We start from the raw sequence: 21,512 nt of genomic DNA on the forward strand, positions 1-21,512 counted from the left end.
AATGGCATAATCTCTAATTTATAGTTCCCGATTGGACGGGCAGGTTTTGGCACCTTTCCCGATGTGTCGGGGTGGTTGCCAGAGGGTCTTCGAGCCTGTTCTCTCACCTCTTCTTTATAAATCAGTTTCCTGAAGTGAATGCAAAGTAAGTTTTCAAAGAGTGGATTTCAAAAGATTATCCGTAATTCTTTTTTATTGAATGAAAATAAGGTAGATATATCATTGAAATATGGTGGAAATAAAATCAGAGATTGTCACGTCGCACAATGTAATACCCCATTATTAAGTTCAATGAAAGTGCTCCTCCTACCAACGGCAGGCGCAATGACCCGCAATCTAAAATCTACCCTCTAAAATCTAAAATTCGCAAGTCTCACGTCTCAAGTCTAGCATCTCAAGTCTAATCACTCATTAAACTGCGTCATCGTCATATTGATACCAACAGTACAAAAGGAAAGAACCATTTCAATTGCTTTGTCCATGAAAATGGGAAGTTCGTCTATTTCTTTTTGGGACCATCTGCCGAGGACATATTCTATCTGCCTTCCTTTTGGGAAATCATCACCAATGCCGAATCTCAACCTGGGATAATCCTGACCACCTGTTAAATCTTCTATATTTTTGAGGCCATTATGACCGGCAGCAGAACCTTTACCTCGCATTCTCAATTTGCCAAAAGGAAGTGCCACGTCATCTACGATGACCAACACGTTTTCTTTAGGAATATTCAGCTCTTTCATCCAATAGTTGACTGATTTTCCGCTGAGATTCATGTAGGTAGTAGGTTTGATCAGATGGATCTGTCTGCTTTTGTATTTAAAATGAGCGGTAAATGCAAGTCTATCACTTTTCCATTGGACACCTTGTTGGTCAGCCAATCTATCAACGGTCAAAAAGCCTACATTATGTCTGGTCAGTTCATATTCAGGACCGATATTACCAAGTCCCACGATGAGATATTTCATTTTCTATTGTAGTAATGATTAATTGAAATGATGCTGGTTATCTTATATATGTGACAGAAGTCGGAAGACCGAAGAAAGCTTGAATAGATATTTAATTCAGCAATTTGAAAGTCTATCTTTTTTACGGGGTAAAATGCTGTCAATTATAATTAGATAAAAGCTGTACAAAAATAAAAAATCCTGCTTAAGGTTAAGCAGGATTTGATTTTATCGTTTTAAAAGTCTGATTACTCAGCTTTTTTGCCTCTAAGTGCTCTTGGAATACCAATGGTAACTATGGAAACATTTGGGCTGGTAAGAATTTCAAAGCCTTCTACTTTCAAATCACCAACTCTAAATGATTTACCCAAATCCAAGTTATTGATATCGACTTCAATACTATCAGGAAGATTTCCTGCCAAACCTTTGACAGCTAATCTTCTTGTTTTGATCTCAAGTTTACCACCTTTGATGATACCTGGAGATGTACCTTTGATTACAACTGGTATTTCAAACTTGATTGGTCTGTCAGGACTGAATGCCAAGAAATCAGCATGCAACAAAACGTCTGAAACTGGGTGGTATTGAGAATCCTTCAATACCGCTTTCATTTTTTCGCCTTCAATGTTCAGATCAACCATGTGGACTTCTGGAGTGTACACCAAGTCTCTGAACAAAATAGCAGGAGAGTAGAAATGGATTTGTTCTTTAATAGCAGGTCCATAAACTACACATGGAACATTACCATCCTGACGGATTTGGGTCAATTCCTGGTTATCGAGATTTGCTCTTTTAAACCCTATAATCTCTAATGATTTCATAAAATTTTTAATTTAAGTATATATAATTGATTAAGTAATTCATTAAATAAACAATGCACTGATGGAAGTATTTCCGGTCACTGCATGGATGGCTTTTGCAAAAAGGTCTGCCACGGACAAGACCCTGATTTTTGATGATTGTCTTTTCATAGGGATCGTGTCTGTAATCACAAGTTCCTTGAGAAGGGAATTTTCTATATTATCATAGGCATTTCCTGAAAGTACTCCGTGAGTAGCTATTGCCCTTACTGAAGTAGCTCCCTTATCCATAATAATCTGGGCTGCCTTGCACAATGTGCCTGCGGTATCTACCAAATCATCAATAAGGATGACATCCTTCCCTTCAACATCCCCGATTACCTGCATGGACGCCACTTCATTGGCTCTTTTTCTGTGCTTGTCACAGACCACCATTTCTACTTCAAAATGCTTGGCGTAAGACCTTGCTCTAGCAACACCACCAACATCGGGTGCAGCAAAAAGCAAGTTGTCCAAATTGAGCCTTTCCAAATAGGGCACAAAAATAGCTGATCCGTTTAAATGATCCAAAGGTATATCAAAAAAACCTTGAATTTGGCCGGCATGAAGGTCACAGGTCATGATCCTATCTGCACCGGCGGAGGTTAACATATTGGCAATCAATTTTGCTGCTATAGAAACCCTTGGTCTGTCTTTTCTGTCTTGCCTGGCATATCCATAATAAGGAACTACAGCACAAACTTTATAGGCACTTGCCCTTTTAGCGGCATCGATCATCAAACATAATTCCATGAGATTATCAGCATTTGGATTTGTAGTTTGAATCAAAAATACCGTACAACCCCTTACAGACTCATTGTAGCTGGGTGACATCTCTCCGTCACTGAATTTGGAGATGGTCAGATCTCCTAGACTTTTTCCGTAATTTTTTGCTATTTTTTCGGCAAGAAGGTGGCTGTTGGTACCGGAAAAGAGTTTAACCTCGGTCATGTTGTGATGGGATATTTTGCAGTGAAATGATTGATTTCGGAACGCCAACAAAGGTATGTAAATTTGGTGGCAATGTGAATCTGATAATGAGGATTGTAATATATTATTTGGTCAGTTTTAATTTTCAATCTTTTGGGAAATGAGTTTTCCATCTTTCAATATTCCAATGAAATCATAAATGTTCTGTGAAAGACAAAAATCAATATCAGCCTCAATATTGTGATTTTGGAGCCTTTTGGCATGGGAGGCTTGTCCCATAAAAATTCGCATTCTATGTTCATTTCCCTCATAGAGTGCTCTCATAGCTATGGATGTATCACAATCAGTTTCAAAATGAGGATGTAGATTGCTTACTAAAGCGCCAGCAAAGAGGGAATCTTCAAGGTTAAATTTCCCTTTCCAACCTGCACAGAGTATCAGCACATCTCCTTCTAGGGATATTAGATATTCCGCTGTTGAACTGAGGTTTACAAAAGCACCAAGTATGATGTTTTTGGCAAAACTCTTTGTTTTTTCTATAGCAACAGTTCCATTAGTGGTAGTCATTGCAATTTTCTTTCCTGAAAACTTTTTTTCTAAATAGGCTAAAGGAGAGTTCCCCAAGGAAAATCCTTCAGCTGTTTTGCCATCTCTTTCCCCAGCAATTACATATCCATCTTTTTCCAGCAATCTGCATGATTCCAAATTCAAAACAGGAGTAATGGAGATCACCTCATTTGCCAAAGCAGCCATCATGGTGGAAGTTGCCCTAAATATATCAACTATCACAACATTTTTATCTTTGATATCATACAGGTGAAGCAATTCGGGACTAAGGCAAATTTCAACTTTTTTCATTTTTAAAATTCAATAAAAAACCTCGGCATTGAAATAGTAAGGTCAATGGCGAGGTTATAAATTAGATTGTCTTATTTTTTGTATAACGGAAGTTTTTCAATTGTTGCAGGAAGGTTTTTATTCCTTACAGTTATGGCAATCTCTGTTCCTGGCAATGCATATTCAGACTTTACATATCCAAGGCCTATCCCTACACCCATCGATGGGGATATTGTACCTGATGTGACTTCTCCAATGATTTCACCAGTATTGTTCACAATAGGGTAGTGGGATCGGGGAATTCCTTTTTCATTTATGATAAAACCAACCAATTTTTTATCTATCCCATTATCTTTTTGTTTTTTCAGATTATCACTATTGATAAAGTCCTTGGTGAACTTGGTAATCCATCCCAAACCTGCCTCAAGAGGAGAGGTTTCATCGGTGATGTCATTTCCATATAGACAATAACCCATTTCCAGCCTAAGCGTGTCTCTAGCTCCGAGTCCAATAGGTTTGATCCCAAATTCTTTTCCAGCATCAAAAATCGCTTTCCAAACTAATTCGGCATCTTCATTTCTCACATAAATCTCAAATCCTCCTGCACCGGTATATCCCGTTCCAGAAATGATGACATCATTGACTCCTGCAAAATCCCCTTTGGTAAAATGGTAAAACTTGATGCCAGAAAGATCAACGGAGGTGAGGGGCTGAACGGCTTCAATTGCCTTTGGACCTTGAATGGCAAATAAGGAAAGGATATCCGAAATGTTTTCCAATTCGGCACCCATATCATTATGTTGATTGATCCAGTTCCAATCTTTTTCGATATTGGAGGCATTGACCACCAACATGTATTCTTCTTCCCCCATTTTGTAGACAATCAAATCATCCACTATTCCGCCTTTGTCATTGGGGAAACAGCTGTATTGAGCCTGCCCAATGACCAGTTTGGAAGCATCATTTGAGGTTACCTTTTGGATCAGATCCAAGGCTTTTGGTCCCTTGACCATAAATTCCCCCATGTGTGAAACATCAAATACGCCTACTCCTTCTCTCACAGTTTTGTGTTCCTCAATATCCGATGAGTATCTCACAGGCATATTAAAACCTGCAAAAGGAACCATTTTGGCTCCCAAAGCTTCATGGAGGTCATTGAGTGGGACTTTTTTGATTGATTCTGTCATAAATGGGTTTGGTTATCTGATCGCAAAGGTAAGTAATGCGGAGTAGTATAGCGAACAGGGCAAAAAAAAAAGCCACCTTCTTTGGTGGCTTTTTTTTTAGGTTGGTTTTTTTAATTTCCGTAACCCGGATTTTGTACCAGATTTGGATTGGCATCCATTTCTCTTTGAGGAATGGGGAATACCATTCTGGGGCTATCAAACGGAAATACATCAGATCCTGTATTGTCATTGATCGAACCTCGGGTTCTTTTGACATCATGTATAATATGACCTTCATGAGCCAATTCCACTTTTCTTTCCTGCAAAATCTCCGCTAAAGTCAAAGTAGTCTTTGCCGGAAGATTTACCCTTGCCCTGATTCGGTTGATATCATTCAATGGAGTGTCTCCGATTGCGGTACTTTCCCTGAAATTGGCTTCTGCACGTGTCAGGTACATCTCGGCAAGCCTTATCACCTTTACATTCCTGAATTGATCTCTCCATTTGGCAGTTCTCAATTCACCTGCACCTGTAAAAAACTGGGTCAATCTTCTATCACCTAATTCATATTGATTCAGGTGATTTGCCAGGATTGCCACATCACCACCTCTAGCACCAAATTCAGGTAAGGAATAGAACAGGAACATGTTGTTAGCAGGATCTTGAGTATTTACTTGAATAGCATACAGATCTTCAACTGTATTGCTCTCATTGTTGAAAGCGGACATGTAGTCAGGGATCAACATTTTACCTTCACCTGTAGCAATGGTAATTGCTCTGTTGGCGGCATCTCTGGCATCACCAAATCTTTCCATTTGAAGATACACTCTCGAAAGTTGGCCTGCGGTGACATAGGAATTGGCCAAGAAACTATTTGATGGAGGCAGAAGACTTTCTGCTTGGGTCAGATCACTCAAAATTTGGGTATAAATCTCCTCAACAGTATTCCTGCTTACAAAACTGTCATCATTAATCTCTCTGGTAGGAGCAAGTACCAATGGAACACCAAGATTAGTAGCTGGATTTCCGGCGACAAAAGGTAAACCATAAAGTTTGATCAGTTCAAAGTACATTGAACCTCTCAAGAACAAAGCTTCCCCTCTCACCCTGTCTCTATCGCCTTCATTGACTACATCCAAAGCGCTAAGAACATTGTTTGCGATGTTGATGGCACTGTAGGCTGTTGACCAAGTACCTTCTACAAAGGAGTTGTTGACAAATATTGATTTATTGAAGATCTCCCTAGGCTCATTGAAAGTCCCTTCCCATCTCACTTCACCGTTTGCACCCAGCATCTCAGCATACAGTTGAAGCCTTCCGCCATAAAGCGCAACACTTCTTGTTTCAGCATATGCTCCGATCAAAACACTTTTGACATTGGCATCATTACTGAGTGCGATGCTCTGGTCAATACTCTGAAAAGGGGTGAGAAATAACTCATCGTTACAGCTACTGAAAACAGTAGAAAGCCCTAATATCGCTATTGTTATATATTTCTTCATTTTAGTATCTATTTAGAATCCAACATTAAGACCCAATGTGAAAATTTTAGCCTGTGGAGCTGAATAGAAATCATTTCCCTGGAAAACATTGCTTGCCAGGTAATCTGCATTCACTTCAGGATCCCATCCTGCATATTTGGTGAAAGTCAGGAGATTTTGGCCTGTGAAGTAAAATCTTGCAGTGGAAATTTTCATTTTACTGATCAAGTAGGATGGTAAAGTATAACCTATTGTCAGTGTCCGAAGTCTTACATAACTCCCGTCAGAAAGGTATCTGCTGGAAGCATTGCAACCGTTACATTCTCCCAATCTTGCCTGTGGTATCATGGTAATGTCACCGGGATTCTGCCACCTTGCCAATTGATCTCTGGTAGAGTTATCAAACCAATCACCATTGGCAGCGAAGAATCCGCCGCCACCATCAAAAATGTCATTGCCGAATACACCTTGGAAAAGGAAGCTGGCATCAAAATCACCGAAGGTAAAATTATTGGTGATTCCACCGATGAACCTTGGATTTGGGTCACCCACCACCATTCTTGCGGCATCATTGTACTCATTGGTGGTCTCGGTCAATTCTTCATTGAGATAGTAGAGTGCATCACCATTTGCAGGATCTACTCCGGCATATTTTGGACCATAAAACACACCTATCGGTTGATCTATGAATATTCCATTAAGATATCTTGAGTCTGAAGGGGGAATAGACACCTGCCCCGGCGCCAATTCTTTGACAGTATTGACATTTCTGGCCATGTTAAAAGATGCATTCCAGCTAAAATTCTGTTTGCTGAGTATGGCACCGTTCAGGATCAATTCAAATCCATAATTTTGCATCCTACCGATATTTTGTCTTTGAATTTCAAAACCAGAGGTCGCCGGTACAGGTACATTCAATAACAGGTCACGGGTGTCTTTGTTGTAGTAATCAATCTCACCTGTAATTCGGTCTCTGAAAAGTCCGAATTCGATACCGACATTAAACTGAGCGGTTTTTTCCCAGTTAAGATTTGGGTTTGGAATTTGGGTTGGTCTTAATCCCGGTAACAGTGCATATGATACCGGACCATAAAGACCCAAATGGTCAAAATTTCCGATTTCGGCATTTCCGGTCAATCCATAGGATGCTCTCAATTTCAATAAGCTCAAAGCGTCATTATCCTTGAGGAATGATTCTTCGGAAACAATCCAGCCTACGGAAGCGGCCGGGAAGAAACCATATTTATTGTTGTCCCCAAACCTTGAAGATCCATCGATTCTTCCACTAATTGTCGCCAGATACTTGCCTGCAAATCTATAATTCGCTCTTGCAAAATAGGATAAGAATGTAAAATTGGTAAATGTGGAAGTACCTCCTGTAATCTCTGCGGCAGAAGCCAACGTCCTTAACTCATCCAAAGGAAATTCCTGTCCTTCTACTCTGGTAAAGTTATCCTCTGATTTCTGGAACTGCATCCCGGCTACAACTTCCAAGTTGTGCTTTTCAGCGAAGGTATTGGTATAAGTAAAGTAGTTGTTGGTATTGTAATTGAATATTCTCAGCCATCGGGACCTTGCAAAACCATTGGTGGATAACCCTAGATTGGTTCTGGATCCGAAGAATTGCTCCTCGTTTTGGTTCATGACATCCACACCGAATTCACTTCTAAATCTCAGTTTGTCAGTGAATTTATACTCTCCATATATATTGGAGATATTTCTGAAAGAGGTGTTCAACCACTGTGCATTCTCTGAATCAATCAAGTTGTTGTAATAAGTCGCTGTGGGACGGTCATACAATTGGCCATCAAGATCCCTGATGGGTGTGATAGGAGCTAAGGCAACCAACTGTATGGGATTGTTGAACTGATTGTCATCAGCCAATCTATTGTTTCTTGTTCTGCTGATGCCTAGATTCGCGCCCAAAGTAAATCGCTCATTCACCTGATGGTCAAGGTTCAACCTTAATGAAATCCTTTCAAAATCATTTCTGATCATAATACCATCCTGCTTGTCATAGGCAGTACTGAAATAAAATTTTGTTTTATCATCACCTCCTGATGCTGAAAAGTTGACATTGGTGACTCCTGCATCTGGATTGAATGCCTGTTCCTGCCAATCTGTATCTGTTTCCAAAGTCCTCCAGTCTGACCAACCCGAGTATCGGTTCAATCTGCTTTCTACGAACTCCAGATCAGAATCTTCAAAGTCACCTGGGTTATTGATTGGGTCTAATCCATTTCTTAGGTCATTGTTGTATCCAGCTTCCCTTATCAGCTCCACAAACTCAGAAGCATTTAAGAACTCTCGCTTTCTTGTCGGAGATGAAACTCCTCTTTGAATCCCTACATTAAATTTTGTTTTGCCTTTGGCACCTGACTTGGTCGTGATCAGGACCACACCATTAGCAGCTCTTGCTCCATAAATAGCAGCCGCTGAGGCATCTTTCAATACTTCAAATGACTCTATATCATTGAAATTGATATCTGCCAAGGGGTTGAACAGACCGATTGCACCTCCTGAGGTAACGGGAAGACCATCAATGATATACAGGGGCTCGTTGCCACCTGAAATGGAAGTAGTACCTCTCACCCTTATTTTCACACCCTCACCCAATTTACCACTTGAAGATTCCACGAAGACACCGGCTAATCTTCCCTGAAGAGCTTCCTGAAAGTTTGGAACCGGAATATTGGCGATTTCTGCACCTTTGATGGAAACAATGTTTCCAGTAAGGTCTCCTTTGGTAATTGATCCAAAACCAGTCACAACCACCTCGCCAAGCGTCTTTGCATCAATCTGCATATTGATGTTGATTACACTGCGGTTTCCTATTAAGGCTTCCTGTGATTCAAAACCGACAAAAGAGAAAACCAATGTCTGGTTTGATGCTGCCTGAATGGAATAATTTCCATCCAAATCCGTAACAGCACCGGAAGTAGTTCCTTTGATGATCACATTCACCCCGGGCAGGGGTAAATTATCTTCGATAGAAATCACAGTCCCCGTAACTGTTTTAGATTGTGCATTTGCAATGCTTCCCATCAAAAAGAAACAAAGAAAAGCGCTCAGTAAATTTTTTGTCATAAATGGTTTAGTTTTAGTAAATAATTTATTTAAGTAAAATAATAAAAGGAATTAATAATCATGTAAGTTAAAAAACATTTTCCTTTAGAATGAAATTTAAATTGAAATTTATTTCTCGCATTTTTTAATAAAAAGATTGAAAATGACTAGTAAATATAATTTTTGAATTAAAAATTTGTATTGAAAAAATTTGTGTAACTGGCAGGACTATTTGATCAAAAAGCTTGATATTATTATACAATTTGTAAGTTTAAATCCAATAGGTGTGTTTTTTCGCAATGCTATGATGGTTTGATTAAAATATTATTAATAAAAAAGCCAGTTTTTAAAAACTGGCTTAAAATTGAATTTTTTAAAGTTTCTTTTAAACTGAAAAACTTTCTCCGCAACCGCAGGTTCTTGAGGCATTTGGGTTGACGAATTGGAAACCTTTTCCGTTCAGTCCATCTGAAAATTCTAGGATGGTGCCTGCCAAATACAGTAAACTTTTCCTATCGACGATGATTTTGACTCCCTTGTCCTCAAAAATATGGTCAGATTCCACCGTAGTACCATCGAAACCGAGGTCGTACATTAATCCTGAACATCCTCCTCCTTTTACTGAAACCCTAATATTTTCTTCTTCTGCCCGTCCTTCCTCTTTTTTCAATTCAAGGATTCTTTCTTTTGCCTTTTCCGAAACGATTATCATATCTTTAAATTATTAAGTCATATTTACAAACATCAATTTAACATGCTTCATTTTGAAATGATTCAACAACAAAGATAAAAAAATATCAAGATGAGAAAAATCGAACATTTGGGTATCGCAGTTCGGGACCTTCAAAAATCAAATGAGCTGTTCAGGAAATTATTGGGATCGGCACATTACAAAACAGAAAAGGTTGAGGGAGAGGGTGTAATAACTGCTTTTTTTCTGATAGGGGATACTAAAATTGAACTTTTGGAAGCCACAAGAGGAGATAGTCCCATCTCGAAATTTATCGAAAAAAAAGCTGAGGGAATCCATCATATCGCCTTTGATGTGGAAGATATCTTTAAGGAAATGGAAAGGTTGAGGGCCGAAGGATTTGAGATTTTGAATGATATTCCAAAAGAAGGGGCTGATAACAAATTGGTGGTTTTTTTACATCCCAGGTCTACCAATGGGGTTTTGGTGGAGTTGTGCCAGGATAAATTATAAATCTTTTTATCCAACTATAATATTTTCGTTTAGACCATATGTTAAATCCAAGTATATTCCGTATTGAGAATATGGAACTGGGATCAGGAAAGCCTAAATCCTAATTATTTGAGATTTCTTGCTTTATCTTTAAATATTGGCACCTTTAGTCCAATAAAGACATCAGTGCTTTTTGATGTGCTTGACAGGAGATTTGACAACAATGATCCGGATCCTATCATGAATGGACCTGTTCTCAATCCTACTCCCCAAAGAATACCTGATTGGAACTGCCTTAGACTCAATGGACTGTAAATACTGATCCATTTGGATTCAAATCTGGGCGTAACAGAAAGGGTATTAATGATATTGTTAACTTTGAAGGTTGTAGCGCTTCTAAGAGAATAACCTGCGTGGAGACTTAGGAAAAACCTCCTTGTAACGCTATAATCTACAAATGCCTGAAGGGAAGTAGGAAGGCCAATTGACGTGTTTCCAATTACTTCTGTACCTTGATAATTATCATTCAGCACTTCTTCTAAATCTTTTTCGTCAAACTCTGCAACATCTATAGTACCGTTCAAATTATAACCAAACTCAGAAACGTCTTGGTAATTGATAGCACCGATATCCAATATAGAAATCCCAAAACGAAGTTTGTAAGGTTTTTGTAAATACGCAGAGTCAACAGGAAACTTATTTTTTGACCTTAATTCATATACTATCCCTAAATCTGCTCCAAACCCTCCTGTAAAATCAGAAAACTGGATTTCTCCTGTTTCAAAGCCTGAAGTATAACCATAATCCAGTGAACCACCCGTGGTGAGTATGCCTGCACTTGAGTTAAATGCTGCACTTAATTGTGGACTTGAGGTGAAAAGTCCACCGGCACCGCCAAGGTATTTCAATGTCGTGCCGATTTTCAAACGTTTTGATTCATCGTCAAGAATAATTCTGCCGTAAGTAAGCCCAAATTCTCCCCAGGCATGGATATTTCCTGACAGGTTTTCCATTTCTGCTTGAAAATCAGATTGTGAATCAAAACCTTCAGAAATACTTTCATAAATCAACCCACTGATATTGTGCAGATTGAAAAATGTCCTTACCCTGGTACTTATGCCAATGCTGCTTTTTTTATTCAACCTAAACATGATGGAAGGACCAATTAGATCTGCATTTCCGAAAAAATTATTCCTGTCAGTCGGTGTTTTTGCAACATCAGAATCAAACGAAAAACCATCACTGAAATTTTTGATATCTGTGAAGTCCACACTCAGGTAGTCATTCCCGACAAAAGCACTTGCAGATAGGATATTGAACTCAAATTTGGTTTTTGATCCTACTACATTGGCCGGGTTGAGAAGGAGAGAATGCACTCCGGAATAATTATCCAAGGTATTCCCTATATAGGATTGTGAATGGCCATAAGGAGAAAATAAAACAAACATAAATAAAAAGGCAATAGATCTAATTAAAAGATTCATAGTGATTTATTTAAAAGTGTTTCTTAAGAAATTAGCGTTAAAAGTTAGATCAAAATCAAGGATAAAAAAAGAAACAGGTTTATTTTATTTTTCTTTAAAACATGTTATCAAAAACTAAAAAAGAATGAAGGCATTTCATACCTCATTCTTTATTGATTTTTGAGTATTTATCCTTTGAAACTATATTTTTTTGATATTTGGAATTGTTTCTAGAATCATGTTTAGTTTAATTTTGAGTTGCTATGAAAATTGCTACGATCGTCCCAGTGTTTATTTTTGTATTTTTAGTCAATCAAAAATCTTTTGCCCAAGATGTTGGTGGGAGTAGGTTTGGATTACAGGTCTCTTATGGCAATCCCTATTACATTCCAAGTTATGCTGATGGAGCTCCTAGTTATAGTGGAAGGTATTTTTTTGATATTGGTTTTCTTTACTTAAAAACATTATCTGATAAATGGGAATTTGAGACAGGATTGTTGTATTCCAATACTCAATTTAGGGTGACACCAACTTTCCCCCTTGGCACATCTAACCCTTCTTATAATGATGCAATGAATCAATGGATAATTCCAGCCAATCTCAGGGTTTGGCTACCCAAAAGGTTCTTACTGCAATTTGGACCCAATTTATCCCAAGCAAGTAGAGAGTCCTTCGGTTTTTTTCGTCTTGGATTCTCATTAGGAGTTGGCAAGGAGTTCAATTTGGGAGATAAGAATGCTTTATTGGTTGTCCCCACCTTCAACGCCAACCCATTTTTTCCAACCAATTGGGATGGTATGACGCAATTGGGAATTAGGAGTATCTTTGCATTTCCAACCAAGCAATGAAATTACAACTATGTCCGAAGAAAGAACTGAAATCTCTGAAATAGGTGAATTTGGTCTGATTGACCATCTGAATGAAAATATAATCATCAAAAACTCTTCTACAATCAAAGGAATCGGTGATGATGCAGCAGTCATTGATGCCGGTGACCATGTCAAAGTGGTGACGACTGATTTATTATTGGAAGGGGTTCATTTTGATATGTCTTACGCGCCCTTGCCCCATATTGGATTTAAGGCCGTTGCGGTCAATGTCTCTGATGTAGCGGCCATGAATGCTGTTCCAAAGCAGATTACTGTGAGTATTGCCCTATCCAATAGATTTTCAGTAGAGGCGGTAGATGCCCTATATGCAGGAATCAATGCAGCTGCCGAACATTATGGAGTAGATGTCATAGGAGGGGACACCACAGCTTCCCGGTCAGGTCTGGTAATTTCCGTGACTGCCATTGGAGAGAGTAAAAAAGAGTTATTGAGTTACCGTTCAGGTGCAAAGGTAAATGATATTATTTGTGTCACAGGAGATTTAGGTGGTGCTTTGGTAGGATTGCAGATATTGGAAAGGGAAAAGCAGGTCTATTTGGCAAATCCTGATATGAAGCCTGAATTAGATAAATATAGCTATGTCACGGGAAGACAATTAAGACCCGAGGCAAGAATGGATATTATTCATGAATTGCGGGAAATGGGAATTGTGCCAAGTAGTATGATGGATGTTTCAGATGGCTTGGCTTCTGAATTGTTTCATATCTGTAAAGCTTCAAAAGTCGGTGTCACCATCTATGAAGACAAATTGCCCATTGACAAACAGACTTTTGATACCGCTGTGGAACTGAATTTGGATCCGATTACCTGTGTATTAAATGGGGGAGAGGATTACGAATTATTGTTTACCATTAATCAAAAGGATTTCGAAAAACTGGAAAAACATCCCGACATCCATTTCATCGGTCATGTGACCAAGGAGGAAGAAGGAAAGTTTTTGGTTACTAAAAGTGGTACAGCTGTGCAGTTAAAGGCGCAAGGCTGGAAACATTTCTGAATTTTTTTTACCACCTTCATTTTCATTCAAATCAAGGGTGAAAATGTCCCTTTAGGGACAAAATATGGGTAAAAGGAGTTTGGTTTTACGAGATTTCCGTGCCTTTAGGTACAGGATATATTTGGTACCTAAAGGCACAAATATAGATTAATTGACCGTTTATTTTACCCATATAATGTCCCTAAAGGGACGATTGGTAATATCAGACTCATAGCCTAAACATAAAAAAGTACGGTTAAGATGTTTTTTTTTATTTCAGGTTGACCAAATCAATGTTTAAATCTTCGAGATCATAGTTAACAGTTTCATTCCTTTTGGTTAACTCCTTTAAAAATTGAATTCTATCAATCCCGGCAAAGTTAAATGCTTGGCCAATAGAAAACTTACCTCTTTTGTATAAAGCAACACTGAGTTCTAGTTTGATATCTTTTTCATCTAATCCCACTTCCGGAAAATTTTCAAGGGAAATCTTCATATTCTATTTGTTTATTGTTCTAAATATAAGAAATTTTATTTTCTAAATCTTGAATCTTAACCATGTCGAGACTTATCAAATCATCTTATTTTTATCCTTTGGAGGTTATTATTGATGACAGGGAACCTATAGCTATTGAAAAGGAATTACTGGCAAAGGGGAATTTGTTGGTGCAGAGAAAAAGGTTGGATGTGGGGGATTATATTTTTGACAAGGATTTATTGGTGGAGAGAAAAACCGTTTTTGATTTCTGTGCTTCAGTCAAAGATGGTAGGCTGTTTAAGCAAGTCAGCAAACTTGCAAATGGGAAAATTCCATCAATATTAATTTTGGAGGGGAGGCAAAAGGATTTTAAAGAAACTGATTTTTCTGTTTCAGCCATTCAAGGTATTTTGGTTGCAATCAGCCTAGGATTTAAAATTCCAATTCTCCAGTCCAAAGGAATCAAAGAAACTGTTTCAATCATGTTGCAGGGATATAAACAACTGACAAAGGACAGGCTTCAAAACCAAAGAATTTATCCCAGGAAAGGGAATTTTAAAAAGGGAAGAGACCAGTTACTAAAACAAAAGATTCATATTTTGGAAGGCTTTCCCGGAATTGGAGTGGACAGGGCAGAAAGATTATTGGATCATTTTGGAAGCTTAAAGGATATCTTTGAGGCAGATTTTAAAGAACTTTTGGGAGTACCGGGATTGGGAAGAATTTCTGCACTGAAGTTCAGGGAAATTCTTGATGGTTAATTGTTCATTTGAACATCCGTAGAAAGTTCAGGTGAAATTAAGAATTGACTTTTTTTGTGGAATTAGACAATCTTTTCAGTTTCTTCAATTTCTGAATCTATTTCATCTTTAGGTGGTTTTCTATGCCAATAAGAAGCCAACACGGAACCTGTGATGTTCATCATCGGACCAAATACTGCGGCAGCCAAACCAACAGTCGCAATTTTACCCATTTCCTTGGCCAATCCTGAGGCTAATCCTGCATTTTGCATGCCTACTTCAAGGGCAATTGTTCTGCAATCGCTTTCATTCATCCTAAAGAGTTTTCCCATCCAATAACCCAAAGTATAACCACTTAAGTTGTGGAAAGCGACCAAAAGAATCAACAATGGTCCAATGGTCATCAGATTATCTCTTCCTGCTGCGGTAATGATTACGATGATCACTGCAATACCGATCATTGAAACTAGCGGCATGGCGGCGTCAAGCCATTTCATTTTTCCTCCCAGGTATTTGTTGAACAGTAATCCTGCCCCAATGGGTATAATTACAATTTTCACAATATCCATGAACATTCCCCAAACATTTACTTCCACAAATTCTCCGGCCAACCAACCCATCAGGACAGGTGTGATAAAAGGTGCCAACATCGTGGTAATGGCTGTGATGGTGATTGATAATGCTAAATTTGCTTTCGCCAAAAAGCTCATGACATTGGAAGCCATACCGCTCGGGGAGCAACCTATCAAAATCATTCCTGCAGCAATCTCAGGCGGGAATCCACTAGATTTTGCTAAAGTATATCCGATAAAAGGCATGATAGAAAACTGACACATCACACCTATTAAAACACCTTTTGGCATTTTTACCACTCCATGAAAATCCCTAAGGCTCATAGATGTGCCCATTCCAAACATGATGATCTGAAGCAACGGAGTAATTAATCCGCTTAATTTGAAACCACCCATTTCCTGAAAAATTGCTGGATAGAACATCGCAGCTGTAACTGAGGCAAAAATCATGATGGTGTATGTGAAGCCTTTGAGCCTATCAAACCCCCTAAAACCAATTCCCAACAAAACGAAAAACAAAATCAAGAAGGGGGCAACAAAATCCACATTTTTAGTTAAATGCATGATCCCTGCCAATAATAGAACTGGTAAAGAGGACCACAATAGGGTTTTAAATACGATTGGTTTCAACGTGTGGTTTATTTAGGTTTGAATCAACCGACAATCTAAAATCAAAAACTCGGATTCTAAAACCATTGGTCAAAAATCAAATTCAAAAACCCTTTCAGTACCAAATTCTACCCTCCAGAAATCCAATCCCAATCGCTACCTAAAGCCAATTTTAAATTCTACCTTCTAAAATCTAAAATCTACCCTACAAAACCTCTTCATTTTCTTTTAAAAGACCAAGTAACAAAAAACTTTGCAACCATTTCTCCCCCAGGATTAGTACCTGAGGAAACCATGGTCAAGGTGGAAGTGTCCCCGGGTTCTAAGCTGTCCAGTAATTGAGTCAGTTCAGTTCCCTGATTACAGACAAATGTGATTTTTTGGTTGGCTTTTTTATGATATTCAGCTCGGAAATCAACTACCAACATGCTGAATTTTCCTTTTCCTGTCATAGCCAATTGGCATAGTGCTCCGGTACTCAATTCTGCGGCACCTGCCATTGCAGCGAAATATATGGAATTAAATGGATTTTGACTTCGCCAGAAATAGGGGATGGATACCCAACATTCTTCAGGACTGATTTTTTTAATTTTTAATCTCCAAAAAACAACGGAAGGCAGTTTGAAAAGCATGGCCCACCAAAAAATAAAAGGGTTACTCATACGGTTGATGTATTTCTTGGCTTCGGGATTCATTTCGATATATTTAATTAGTTGTCAAATTAAACAAAAATTAAATCACCTTTTTGAAATGGCATCTTTTTTGGTGACTTTCGGGCAAAATATAAGTATATGTTAAAGAAAATCATGTTTTTATTGGCCTTGGTTATTGTGGTGTATTCCTGTGCCAAAGTCCCGATGAGTGGAAGAAACCAATTGGCCTTGGTAGGCAATGAAGAGTTGTTGCCCATGGCGTATGTTCAATATAGTGATGTATTGAAAGAAAGTAAAATCGTAACCAACACAGCCCAAGGACAAATGGTAGTCCGTGTAGGAAAAAGGATTGCAGATGCAGTAAGGATATACATGACAGAACAAGGTCTTGAAAAGGAATTACAGGGTTTTGCTTGGGAATTTAATCTGATTGAGGGAGACATGATCAATGCTTGGTGTATGCCCGGAGGAAAAGTTGCCTTCTACACAGGTATCATGCCGATATGTAGAGATGAAACAGGTGTGGCAGTAGTCATGGGACATGAAGTGGCACATGCCATTGCCAACCATGGTAGAGAAAGGATGTCTAATGGGATGGTGATGAATGGCCTTATTGGAGGTGCTCAGGTAGCCATGGGACAAAATCCATCACTGATGCAAAACCTGTTTCTACAAGCATTTGGTGTTGGTGGACAGTTGGGTATGTTGACATTTTCAAGAAGACATGAATTGGAAGCTGATCAATTGGGATTGAATTTTATGGCCTTAGCAGGATACGATCCAAGAACAGCCCCCGGTTTCTGGGATAGGATGGGTGAGGGCCGTTCTGGTGCCGAACCACCGGAGTTTTTATCTACTCACCCAGGACCGAATCGCAGAAAGGACGAGCTGAACAAACAGATGCCTGAAGCAATGAAATATTATGAGAAGAGTAATAAGCAGAAGTAGGGGGAGATTTTAGATTTAAGATTTTAGATTTAAGACCTGAGATTTAAGACCTGAGATTTGAATCATGAGATGGCTTTTCCGTAGGGGCAGTTGAGATTGAACGATGAGTGCAGAAATATAAATTTGGGAAGAACTCAATGAAAATATAATCAAAAAGCCCGGTCTGATGTTCGGGCTTTTTGATTGAGATAATATGAAGGGATTTTCAGCCTTCGGATCCTATCTATATCATAATAATTAAACAACATCATTATGAAGTGGAATACAGGTCTTTATGACCAGAAACATGATTTTGTGTCCAAATACGGGGAGGATGTAGTCCACTTGCTGGATCCCCAAGCAGGTGAGCATATATTGGATTTGGGTTGCGGAACCGGGGATTTGGCGGAGATTATCCGGAATTCTGGAGCTAGGGTGTTGGGGATTGATAGTTCCCCGGAAATGATCGCCAAAGCCCGAGAAAAATATCCCCAAATTGATTTTAGGATTATGCCTGCCGAGAGTTTTCAATTGGAAGACCAATTCGATGCTGTATTCTCAAATGCCACCTTGCATTGGGTTTTGGAAAATGAGAAAGTAGTGGAATGCATTTATACCAGTTTGAAAAAAGGAGGTCGATTTGTAGCAGAGTTTGGAGGTAAAGGGAATATAGGAAATATTGAAGAGGCATTGCGTTCTGTGTTGAAAAAAAATGGTTTCATGGATCAAGCTGACAAAAAAGTCTGGTATTTTCCTTCGCTTGCAGCGTATGCGGCTTTATTGGAGGATAAGGGATTTAGGGTAACCTGGGCCGCCCATTTTGACAGGGATACTTTGCTGAAAGAGAATGACGGAATCCAAAACTGGATCTATATGTTCGGCAAAACTTTTTTGGAAGGAATAGATCAATCAATTATTGACAGGATATTATTGGAAGTAGAGGATAAGTTAAGATCGTCCAACCTCAAAAATGGAAATTGGTATGCTGATTATGTCAGGTTGAGGATTAAGGCAATTAAAGAAAATTGAGAATGATTTTTGGCTGAAAGGGAAGCATGGGGTTTATTTAATTTGGCTAAAGCCCAAAGAGAATAGGATCTTCTGGAATCTTCCAGCTAAAGCAGGACGCTATTGATAGATGTCAGATAGCAAAGGTTTTATCCTGAATAGGGGTTTTTTAATAAATAGGAATCGCCCATTCACTAAGAATTTCCTGAAATTAAGAGGCATTCTCCATAATCCACAGTAGTAAAAATACCCTGATGAGGGTATTTTTGTTTATTGGTGAATGGTTATGTTTATAAATAAAAGTATAGAATTCTCGGATTAGCTAAAATTATTTAGTAAGTAGCCCAAAAAGATAGCATATAATAAACAAATTGTGCGTCCTGGTTGTCACTATAATTGAAATCAATCGCAAATACTACAGACTAATGAATATGAAATTAATCCTAGTATTTTTTTTAGCAAACACGTTAAGCGTTGCACTTTACGCACAGACTACTCAAAATCAGACAATTGAGAATTTTCTGAAAAAAGAATATGCTGGAAATAGCCCAGGAGCAGTAATTCTGATTATGAAAAACAATCAGATAATCTTCAAAAGAGCATTTGGACGCTCAGATATTAAAAAAAGGAAGACTATCAAAACCGATATGATCTTCCAGATAGGCTCAATGACTAAGCAATTTACTTCAACCGCAGTGCTTCAGTTAGTAGAACAAGGTAAAGTTTCACTTGATGATCCTATTCAAAAATATGTCGATTACTTTCCAAATAAAGAATACCCTGTGACTATTCATCATCTTCTATCTCAAACGTCTGGCATCCCTGAATTCTTTGACATTGATGAAGATGAAATGCATTTACTTTCACAGGAACATACACCTGAACAACTCATTTCATATTATATGAACCAACCTTTAGCGTTTGAACCAGGCAGCAATTTTCACTACAGTAATTCCAATTATCCTCTTCTTGGAGTTGTCATAGAGCAAGTTTCGGGTATGTCACTCAAGGAGTACTTAAGGGTGAATCTATTTGAACCTTTAAATATGAGTTCAACTAGCTTGTGGTACACTGATGAAACAAAAAGGAAGCGCATTTCAAACGGATATCGATCTTATCAAGGCGAGCTGATTTCTTCTCCCAAAATTGTAGGATCGGTTCCCTATGCAGCTGGAGCCATTGTGTCTACAGCTGATGACTTACTCATATGGAATCGGGAGTTAAAGAACAGAACATTTCTGAGCGATTTTGTGGTTCAAAGTTTAATATCAGAGAAACACACGAACTCAGGAACAGGAACTGGATATGGCTATGGATTTTTTATAAAAGACTTATTAGGGCATAAGACCATTCAACACGGAGGAAACCTTTACGGATTTACCAGTTCAGGTCTTTATCTTCCCACTGAAGATTTATTTGTATGCATATTATCAAACAAATCATTGGAAAGAACAGAAGAAGTTGCTAATTATCTAGCCAGCGTTGTTCTTGGAACGCCATTGGAAATTGAGGATAGGAATCAATTGGAGTATGGCAAATACGCAGCGTATTTTGGAACCTACCAACTTATAGGTGATTCTAGGCTTATTGAAATCTTTATGGTTGATGATGTGCTATTGCTAGACTTTCCTGAGGCAAGAGGAACTGGAACAAGACTGACAGTTATAGAAAAAGACAAAATGGAATCTAAAGCTGTAAACGCGCTGATTCATTTCACGAGGAATAAAGAGGGCTCAATAACTGGGTTTACTGCCGACCAAAATGGAATAACGGAATGGAAGAAGATTAAATAACCCGAACGCAACACATTCTGAGAGAATCTCCAGGATTGAAACATCATTACCCTCAAAAACAAGTAAATAGGATTTGGAGTTTAAGATTGGGCCAAACCCATAAAGCACTATTATTTATCAAACTATCATTTTATGAACAAATATTCGTTCCTATTAATTATCACGATCTTTTATACAGCTTCCCAGTCTCATGCGCAAAACTATACATTCGATAGCGTAGAACCGACCACGGACACCAGAGAAATTAAAAGAGGCAATGGTCAACTTTACAATTTAATAATCACACTGCCACTGGATTACCAGAAAGAAAAAGAATATAAAATCCTTTACTATTTGGATGCTTGGTGGCTGAAAGATTTGGTTTCGGGATGCTACCGAATATTAAGCTTGTCCAATAAAACCAAATCAAATAATATGGAAGATGTGATTTTGGTTGGTATTTCTTCAGTTGGTGATGAACAAGCTTGGAACCGACAAAGAAATATGGACTTTACACCTTCCAAATATAATTTAAATTATAAAATTAATTTTGGGAAAATCCCATTAGATGAAGCAACAACCGGTGGAGCAGAAGAATTTCTGCAATTTTTTAAGCAGCAAATCATTCCATCTATAGAAAGCGATTATAAGGTGGACAGTGCATCAAGGGGCTTATTAGGGCATTCGTTAGGCGGCTTGTTGGGTTTTTATTCTTATTTAAATAACAGTGATTTGTTTTCCAATTACATTTTGCTTGCACCTTCTGTATGGTGGAACGATTCAGAAATATTTCGGGATAAAGCATCCATAGTTAGTAAAAGAGAATCCAAAATGTTTACTGCAATGGGAACAGCAGAAATTAAAATGATGAAAGAACCAATGGGTATTCTGGTCGAGAAAATAAACTCGGAAAAGAACGGGAAATTAAAAATGACTTATAGACAATACGAAAACGCAGATCACCATTCCGTTTTACCA

At 38.4% G+C, this 21,512-nt stretch carries 20 protein-coding genes and 1 riboswitch; of the genes, 8 read left to right on the top strand and 12 right to left on the bottom strand.

Going from position 1 to position 21,512, the window contains the following annotated elements; all coding sequences use genetic code 11:
* Positions 1-15: 15 nt before the first annotated feature.
* A riboswitch (SAM riboswitch) is annotated at positions 16-123 on the bottom strand.
* Positions 124-404: 281 nt separating this feature from the next.
* From pth to ACEW8U_RS01295, 8 genes are all read right to left on the bottom strand, one after another.
* Positions 405-965, bottom strand: a complete 561-nt coding sequence (gene pth, locus ACEW8U_RS01260) for an aminoacyl-tRNA hydrolase (protein ID WP_373520218.1) — start codon at positions 963-965, stop codon at positions 405-407.
* Between the two features lie 227 nt (positions 966-1,192).
* Complete coding sequence (locus ACEW8U_RS01265) at positions 1,193-1,765, bottom strand: 50S ribosomal protein L25/general stress protein Ctc (RefSeq protein WP_373520219.1); 573 nt, start codon at positions 1,763-1,765, stop codon at positions 1,193-1,195.
* Positions 1,766-1,807: 42 nt separating this feature from the next.
* Positions 1,808-2,734 carry a ribose-phosphate pyrophosphokinase gene (locus ACEW8U_RS01270; protein ID WP_373520220.1) on the bottom strand — a complete coding sequence of 309 codons (927 nt, stop codon included), beginning with the start codon at positions 2,732-2,734 and terminating at the stop codon, positions 1,808-1,810.
* 117 nt (positions 2,735-2,851) lie between these two features.
* Positions 2,852-3,571 (bottom strand): 2-phosphosulfolactate phosphatase, encoded by a 720-nt coding sequence (locus ACEW8U_RS01275; RefSeq protein WP_373520221.1) that lies wholly within the window; start codon positions 3,569-3,571, stop codon positions 2,852-2,854.
* A gap of 71 nt (positions 3,572-3,642) precedes the next feature.
* The gene (gcvT, locus tag ACEW8U_RS01280) at positions 3,643-4,737 is read right to left on the bottom strand and encodes a glycine cleavage system aminomethyltransferase GcvT (RefSeq protein ID WP_373520222.1); all 1,095 of its coding nucleotides are present in this window, start codon (positions 4,735-4,737) and stop codon (positions 3,643-3,645) included.
* Positions 4,738-4,847: 110 nt separating this feature from the next.
* Positions 4,848-6,218, bottom strand: a complete 1,371-nt coding sequence (locus ACEW8U_RS01285) for a RagB/SusD family nutrient uptake outer membrane protein (protein WP_373520223.1) — start codon at positions 6,216-6,218, stop codon at positions 4,848-4,850.
* 12 nt (positions 6,219-6,230) lie between these two features.
* Positions 6,231-9,284, bottom strand: coding sequence for a SusC/RagA family TonB-linked outer membrane protein (locus ACEW8U_RS01290; protein ID WP_373520224.1), 3,054 nt, complete (start codon positions 9,282-9,284; stop codon positions 6,231-6,233).
* Positions 9,285-9,648: 364 nt separating this feature from the next.
* The gene (locus ACEW8U_RS01295; protein WP_373520225.1) at positions 9,649-9,975 is read right to left on the bottom strand and encodes a HesB/IscA family protein; all 327 of its coding nucleotides are present in this window, start codon (positions 9,973-9,975) and stop codon (positions 9,649-9,651) included.
* Positions 9,976-10,065: 90 nt separating this feature from the next.
* Here ACEW8U_RS01295 and mce point away from each other — a divergent pair, with 90 nt between their 5' ends.
* Complete coding sequence (mce, locus tag ACEW8U_RS01300) at positions 10,066-10,467, top strand: methylmalonyl-CoA epimerase (protein ID WP_373520226.1); 402 nt, start codon at positions 10,066-10,068, stop codon at positions 10,465-10,467.
* Between the two features lie 104 nt (positions 10,468-10,571).
* On the opposite strand, the gene ACEW8U_RS01305 is transcribed toward mce, so the two are convergent.
* Positions 10,572-11,930: a DUF5723 family protein gene (locus ACEW8U_RS01305; protein ID WP_373520227.1), complete on the bottom strand. Its 1,359-nt coding sequence runs from the start codon at positions 11,928-11,930 to the stop codon at positions 10,572-10,574.
* Positions 11,931-12,172: 242 nt separating this feature from the next.
* Between ACEW8U_RS01305 and ACEW8U_RS01310 the strand changes: the two genes are divergently transcribed.
* Both ACEW8U_RS01310 and thiL read left to right on the top strand, forming a co-directional pair.
* Positions 12,173-12,757, top strand: coding sequence for a hypothetical protein (locus ACEW8U_RS01310; RefSeq protein ID WP_373520228.1), 585 nt, complete (start codon positions 12,173-12,175; stop codon positions 12,755-12,757).
* A 10-nt stretch (positions 12,758-12,767) separates the two neighbouring features.
* Positions 12,768-13,796 (top strand): thiamine-phosphate kinase, encoded by a 1,029-nt coding sequence (thiL, locus tag ACEW8U_RS01315; protein WP_373520229.1) that lies wholly within the window; start codon positions 12,768-12,770, stop codon positions 13,794-13,796.
* A 250-nt stretch (positions 13,797-14,046) separates the two neighbouring features.
* Here the strand turns inward: thiL and ACEW8U_RS01320 are convergent, their stop codons facing one another.
* Positions 14,047-14,271 (bottom strand): UPF0175 family protein, encoded by a 225-nt coding sequence (locus tag ACEW8U_RS01320; RefSeq protein ID WP_373520230.1) that lies wholly within the window; start codon positions 14,269-14,271, stop codon positions 14,047-14,049.
* A gap of 62 nt (positions 14,272-14,333) precedes the next feature.
* Between ACEW8U_RS01320 and ACEW8U_RS01325 the strand changes: the two genes are divergently transcribed.
* Positions 14,334-15,014 (top strand): ERCC4 domain-containing protein, encoded by a 681-nt coding sequence (locus ACEW8U_RS01325; protein WP_373520231.1) that lies wholly within the window; start codon positions 14,334-14,336, stop codon positions 15,012-15,014.
* A 62-nt stretch (positions 15,015-15,076) separates the two neighbouring features.
* Here ACEW8U_RS01325 and ACEW8U_RS01330 read toward each other — a convergent pair whose 3' ends face one another.
* Together ACEW8U_RS01330 and ACEW8U_RS01335 are read right to left on the bottom strand one after the other, a co-directional pair.
* Complete coding sequence (locus ACEW8U_RS01330) at positions 15,077-16,129, bottom strand: bile acid:sodium symporter family protein (protein ID WP_373520232.1); 1,053 nt, start codon at positions 16,127-16,129, stop codon at positions 15,077-15,079.
* A gap of 263 nt (positions 16,130-16,392) precedes the next feature.
* Positions 16,393-16,869: a DUF4442 domain-containing protein gene (locus ACEW8U_RS01335; protein WP_373520233.1), complete on the bottom strand. Its 477-nt coding sequence runs from the start codon at positions 16,867-16,869 to the stop codon at positions 16,393-16,395.
* A gap of 96 nt (positions 16,870-16,965) precedes the next feature.
* On the opposite strand from ACEW8U_RS01335, the gene ACEW8U_RS01340 reads away from it, so the two are divergent.
* From ACEW8U_RS01340 to ACEW8U_RS01355, 4 genes are all read left to right on the top strand, one after another.
* On the top strand, positions 16,966-17,775 hold the full coding sequence (locus tag ACEW8U_RS01340; protein ID WP_373520234.1) for a M48 family metallopeptidase: 810 nt from the start codon (positions 16,966-16,968) through the stop codon (positions 17,773-17,775).
* Positions 17,776-18,027: 252 nt separating this feature from the next.
* Complete coding sequence (locus ACEW8U_RS01345) at positions 18,028-18,783, top strand: trans-aconitate 2-methyltransferase (RefSeq protein ID WP_373520235.1); 756 nt, start codon at positions 18,028-18,030, stop codon at positions 18,781-18,783.
* Between the two features lie 410 nt (positions 18,784-19,193).
* The gene (locus ACEW8U_RS01350) at positions 19,194-20,555 is read left to right on the top strand and encodes a serine hydrolase domain-containing protein (RefSeq protein ID WP_373520236.1); all 1,362 of its coding nucleotides are present in this window, start codon (positions 19,194-19,196) and stop codon (positions 20,553-20,555) included.
* Between the two features lie 132 nt (positions 20,556-20,687).
* On the top strand, positions 20,688-21,512 hold an 825-nt coding region (locus ACEW8U_RS01355), incomplete at its 3' end, for an alpha/beta hydrolase (protein ID WP_373520237.1).

It is taken from the genome of Aquiflexum sp. (assembly GCF_041751335.1).
Taxonomy (GTDB): domain Bacteria; phylum Bacteroidota; class Bacteroidia; order Cytophagales; family Cyclobacteriaceae; genus Aquiflexum.

What these genes read in the sequence shown, in the direction of transcription:
- pth (WP_373520218.1), bottom strand. Translation starts at nt 965, where the DNA reads ATGAAATATCTCATCGTGGGACTTGGTAATATCGGTCCTGAATATGAA.
- ACEW8U_RS01265 (WP_373520219.1), bottom strand. Translation starts at nt 1,765, where the DNA reads ATGAAATCATTAGAGATTATAGGGTTTAAAAGAGCAAATCTCGATAAC.
- ACEW8U_RS01270 (WP_373520220.1), bottom strand. Translation starts at nt 2,734, where the DNA reads ATGACCGAGGTTAAACTCTTTTCCGGTACCAACAGCCACCTTCTTGCC.
- ACEW8U_RS01275 (WP_373520221.1), bottom strand. Translation starts at nt 3,571, where the DNA reads ATGAAAAAAGTTGAAATTTGCCTTAGTCCCGAATTGCTTCACCTGTAT.
- gcvT (WP_373520222.1), bottom strand. Translation starts at nt 4,737, where the DNA reads ATGACAGAATCAATCAAAAAAGTCCCACTCAATGACCTCCATGAAGCT.
- ACEW8U_RS01285 (WP_373520223.1), bottom strand. Translation starts at nt 6,218, where the DNA reads ATGAAGAAATATATAACAATAGCGATATTAGGGCTTTCTACTGTTTTC.
- ACEW8U_RS01290 (WP_373520224.1), bottom strand. Translation starts at nt 9,284, where the DNA reads ATGACAAAAAATTTACTGAGCGCTTTTCTTTGTTTCTTTTTGATGGGA.
- ACEW8U_RS01295 (WP_373520225.1), bottom strand. Translation starts at nt 9,975, where the DNA reads ATGATAATCGTTTCGGAAAAGGCAAAAGAAAGAATCCTTGAATTGAAA.
- mce (WP_373520226.1), top strand. Translation starts at nt 10,066, where the DNA reads ATGAGAAAAATCGAACATTTGGGTATCGCAGTTCGGGACCTTCAAAAA.
- ACEW8U_RS01305 (WP_373520227.1), bottom strand. Translation starts at nt 11,930, where the DNA reads ATGAATCTTTTAATTAGATCTATTGCCTTTTTATTTATGTTTGTTTTA.
- ACEW8U_RS01310 (WP_373520228.1), top strand. Translation starts at nt 12,173, where the DNA reads ATGAAAATTGCTACGATCGTCCCAGTGTTTATTTTTGTATTTTTAGTC.
- thiL (WP_373520229.1), top strand. Translation starts at nt 12,768, where the DNA reads ATGTCCGAAGAAAGAACTGAAATCTCTGAAATAGGTGAATTTGGTCTG.
- ACEW8U_RS01320 (WP_373520230.1), bottom strand. Translation starts at nt 14,271, where the DNA reads ATGAAGATTTCCCTTGAAAATTTTCCGGAAGTGGGATTAGATGAAAAA.
- ACEW8U_RS01325 (WP_373520231.1), top strand. Translation starts at nt 14,334, where the DNA reads ATGTCGAGACTTATCAAATCATCTTATTTTTATCCTTTGGAGGTTATT.
- ACEW8U_RS01330 (WP_373520232.1), bottom strand. Translation starts at nt 16,129, where the DNA reads ATGCATTTAACTAAAAATGTGGATTTTGTTGCCCCCTTCTTGATTTTG.
- ACEW8U_RS01335 (WP_373520233.1), bottom strand. Translation starts at nt 16,869, where the DNA reads ATGAATCCCGAAGCCAAGAAATACATCAACCGTATGAGTAACCCTTTT.
- ACEW8U_RS01340 (WP_373520234.1), top strand. Translation starts at nt 16,966, where the DNA reads ATGTTAAAGAAAATCATGTTTTTATTGGCCTTGGTTATTGTGGTGTAT.
- ACEW8U_RS01345 (WP_373520235.1), top strand. Translation starts at nt 18,028, where the DNA reads ATGAAGTGGAATACAGGTCTTTATGACCAGAAACATGATTTTGTGTCC.
- ACEW8U_RS01350 (WP_373520236.1), top strand. Translation starts at nt 19,194, where the DNA reads ATGAAATTAATCCTAGTATTTTTTTTAGCAAACACGTTAAGCGTTGCA.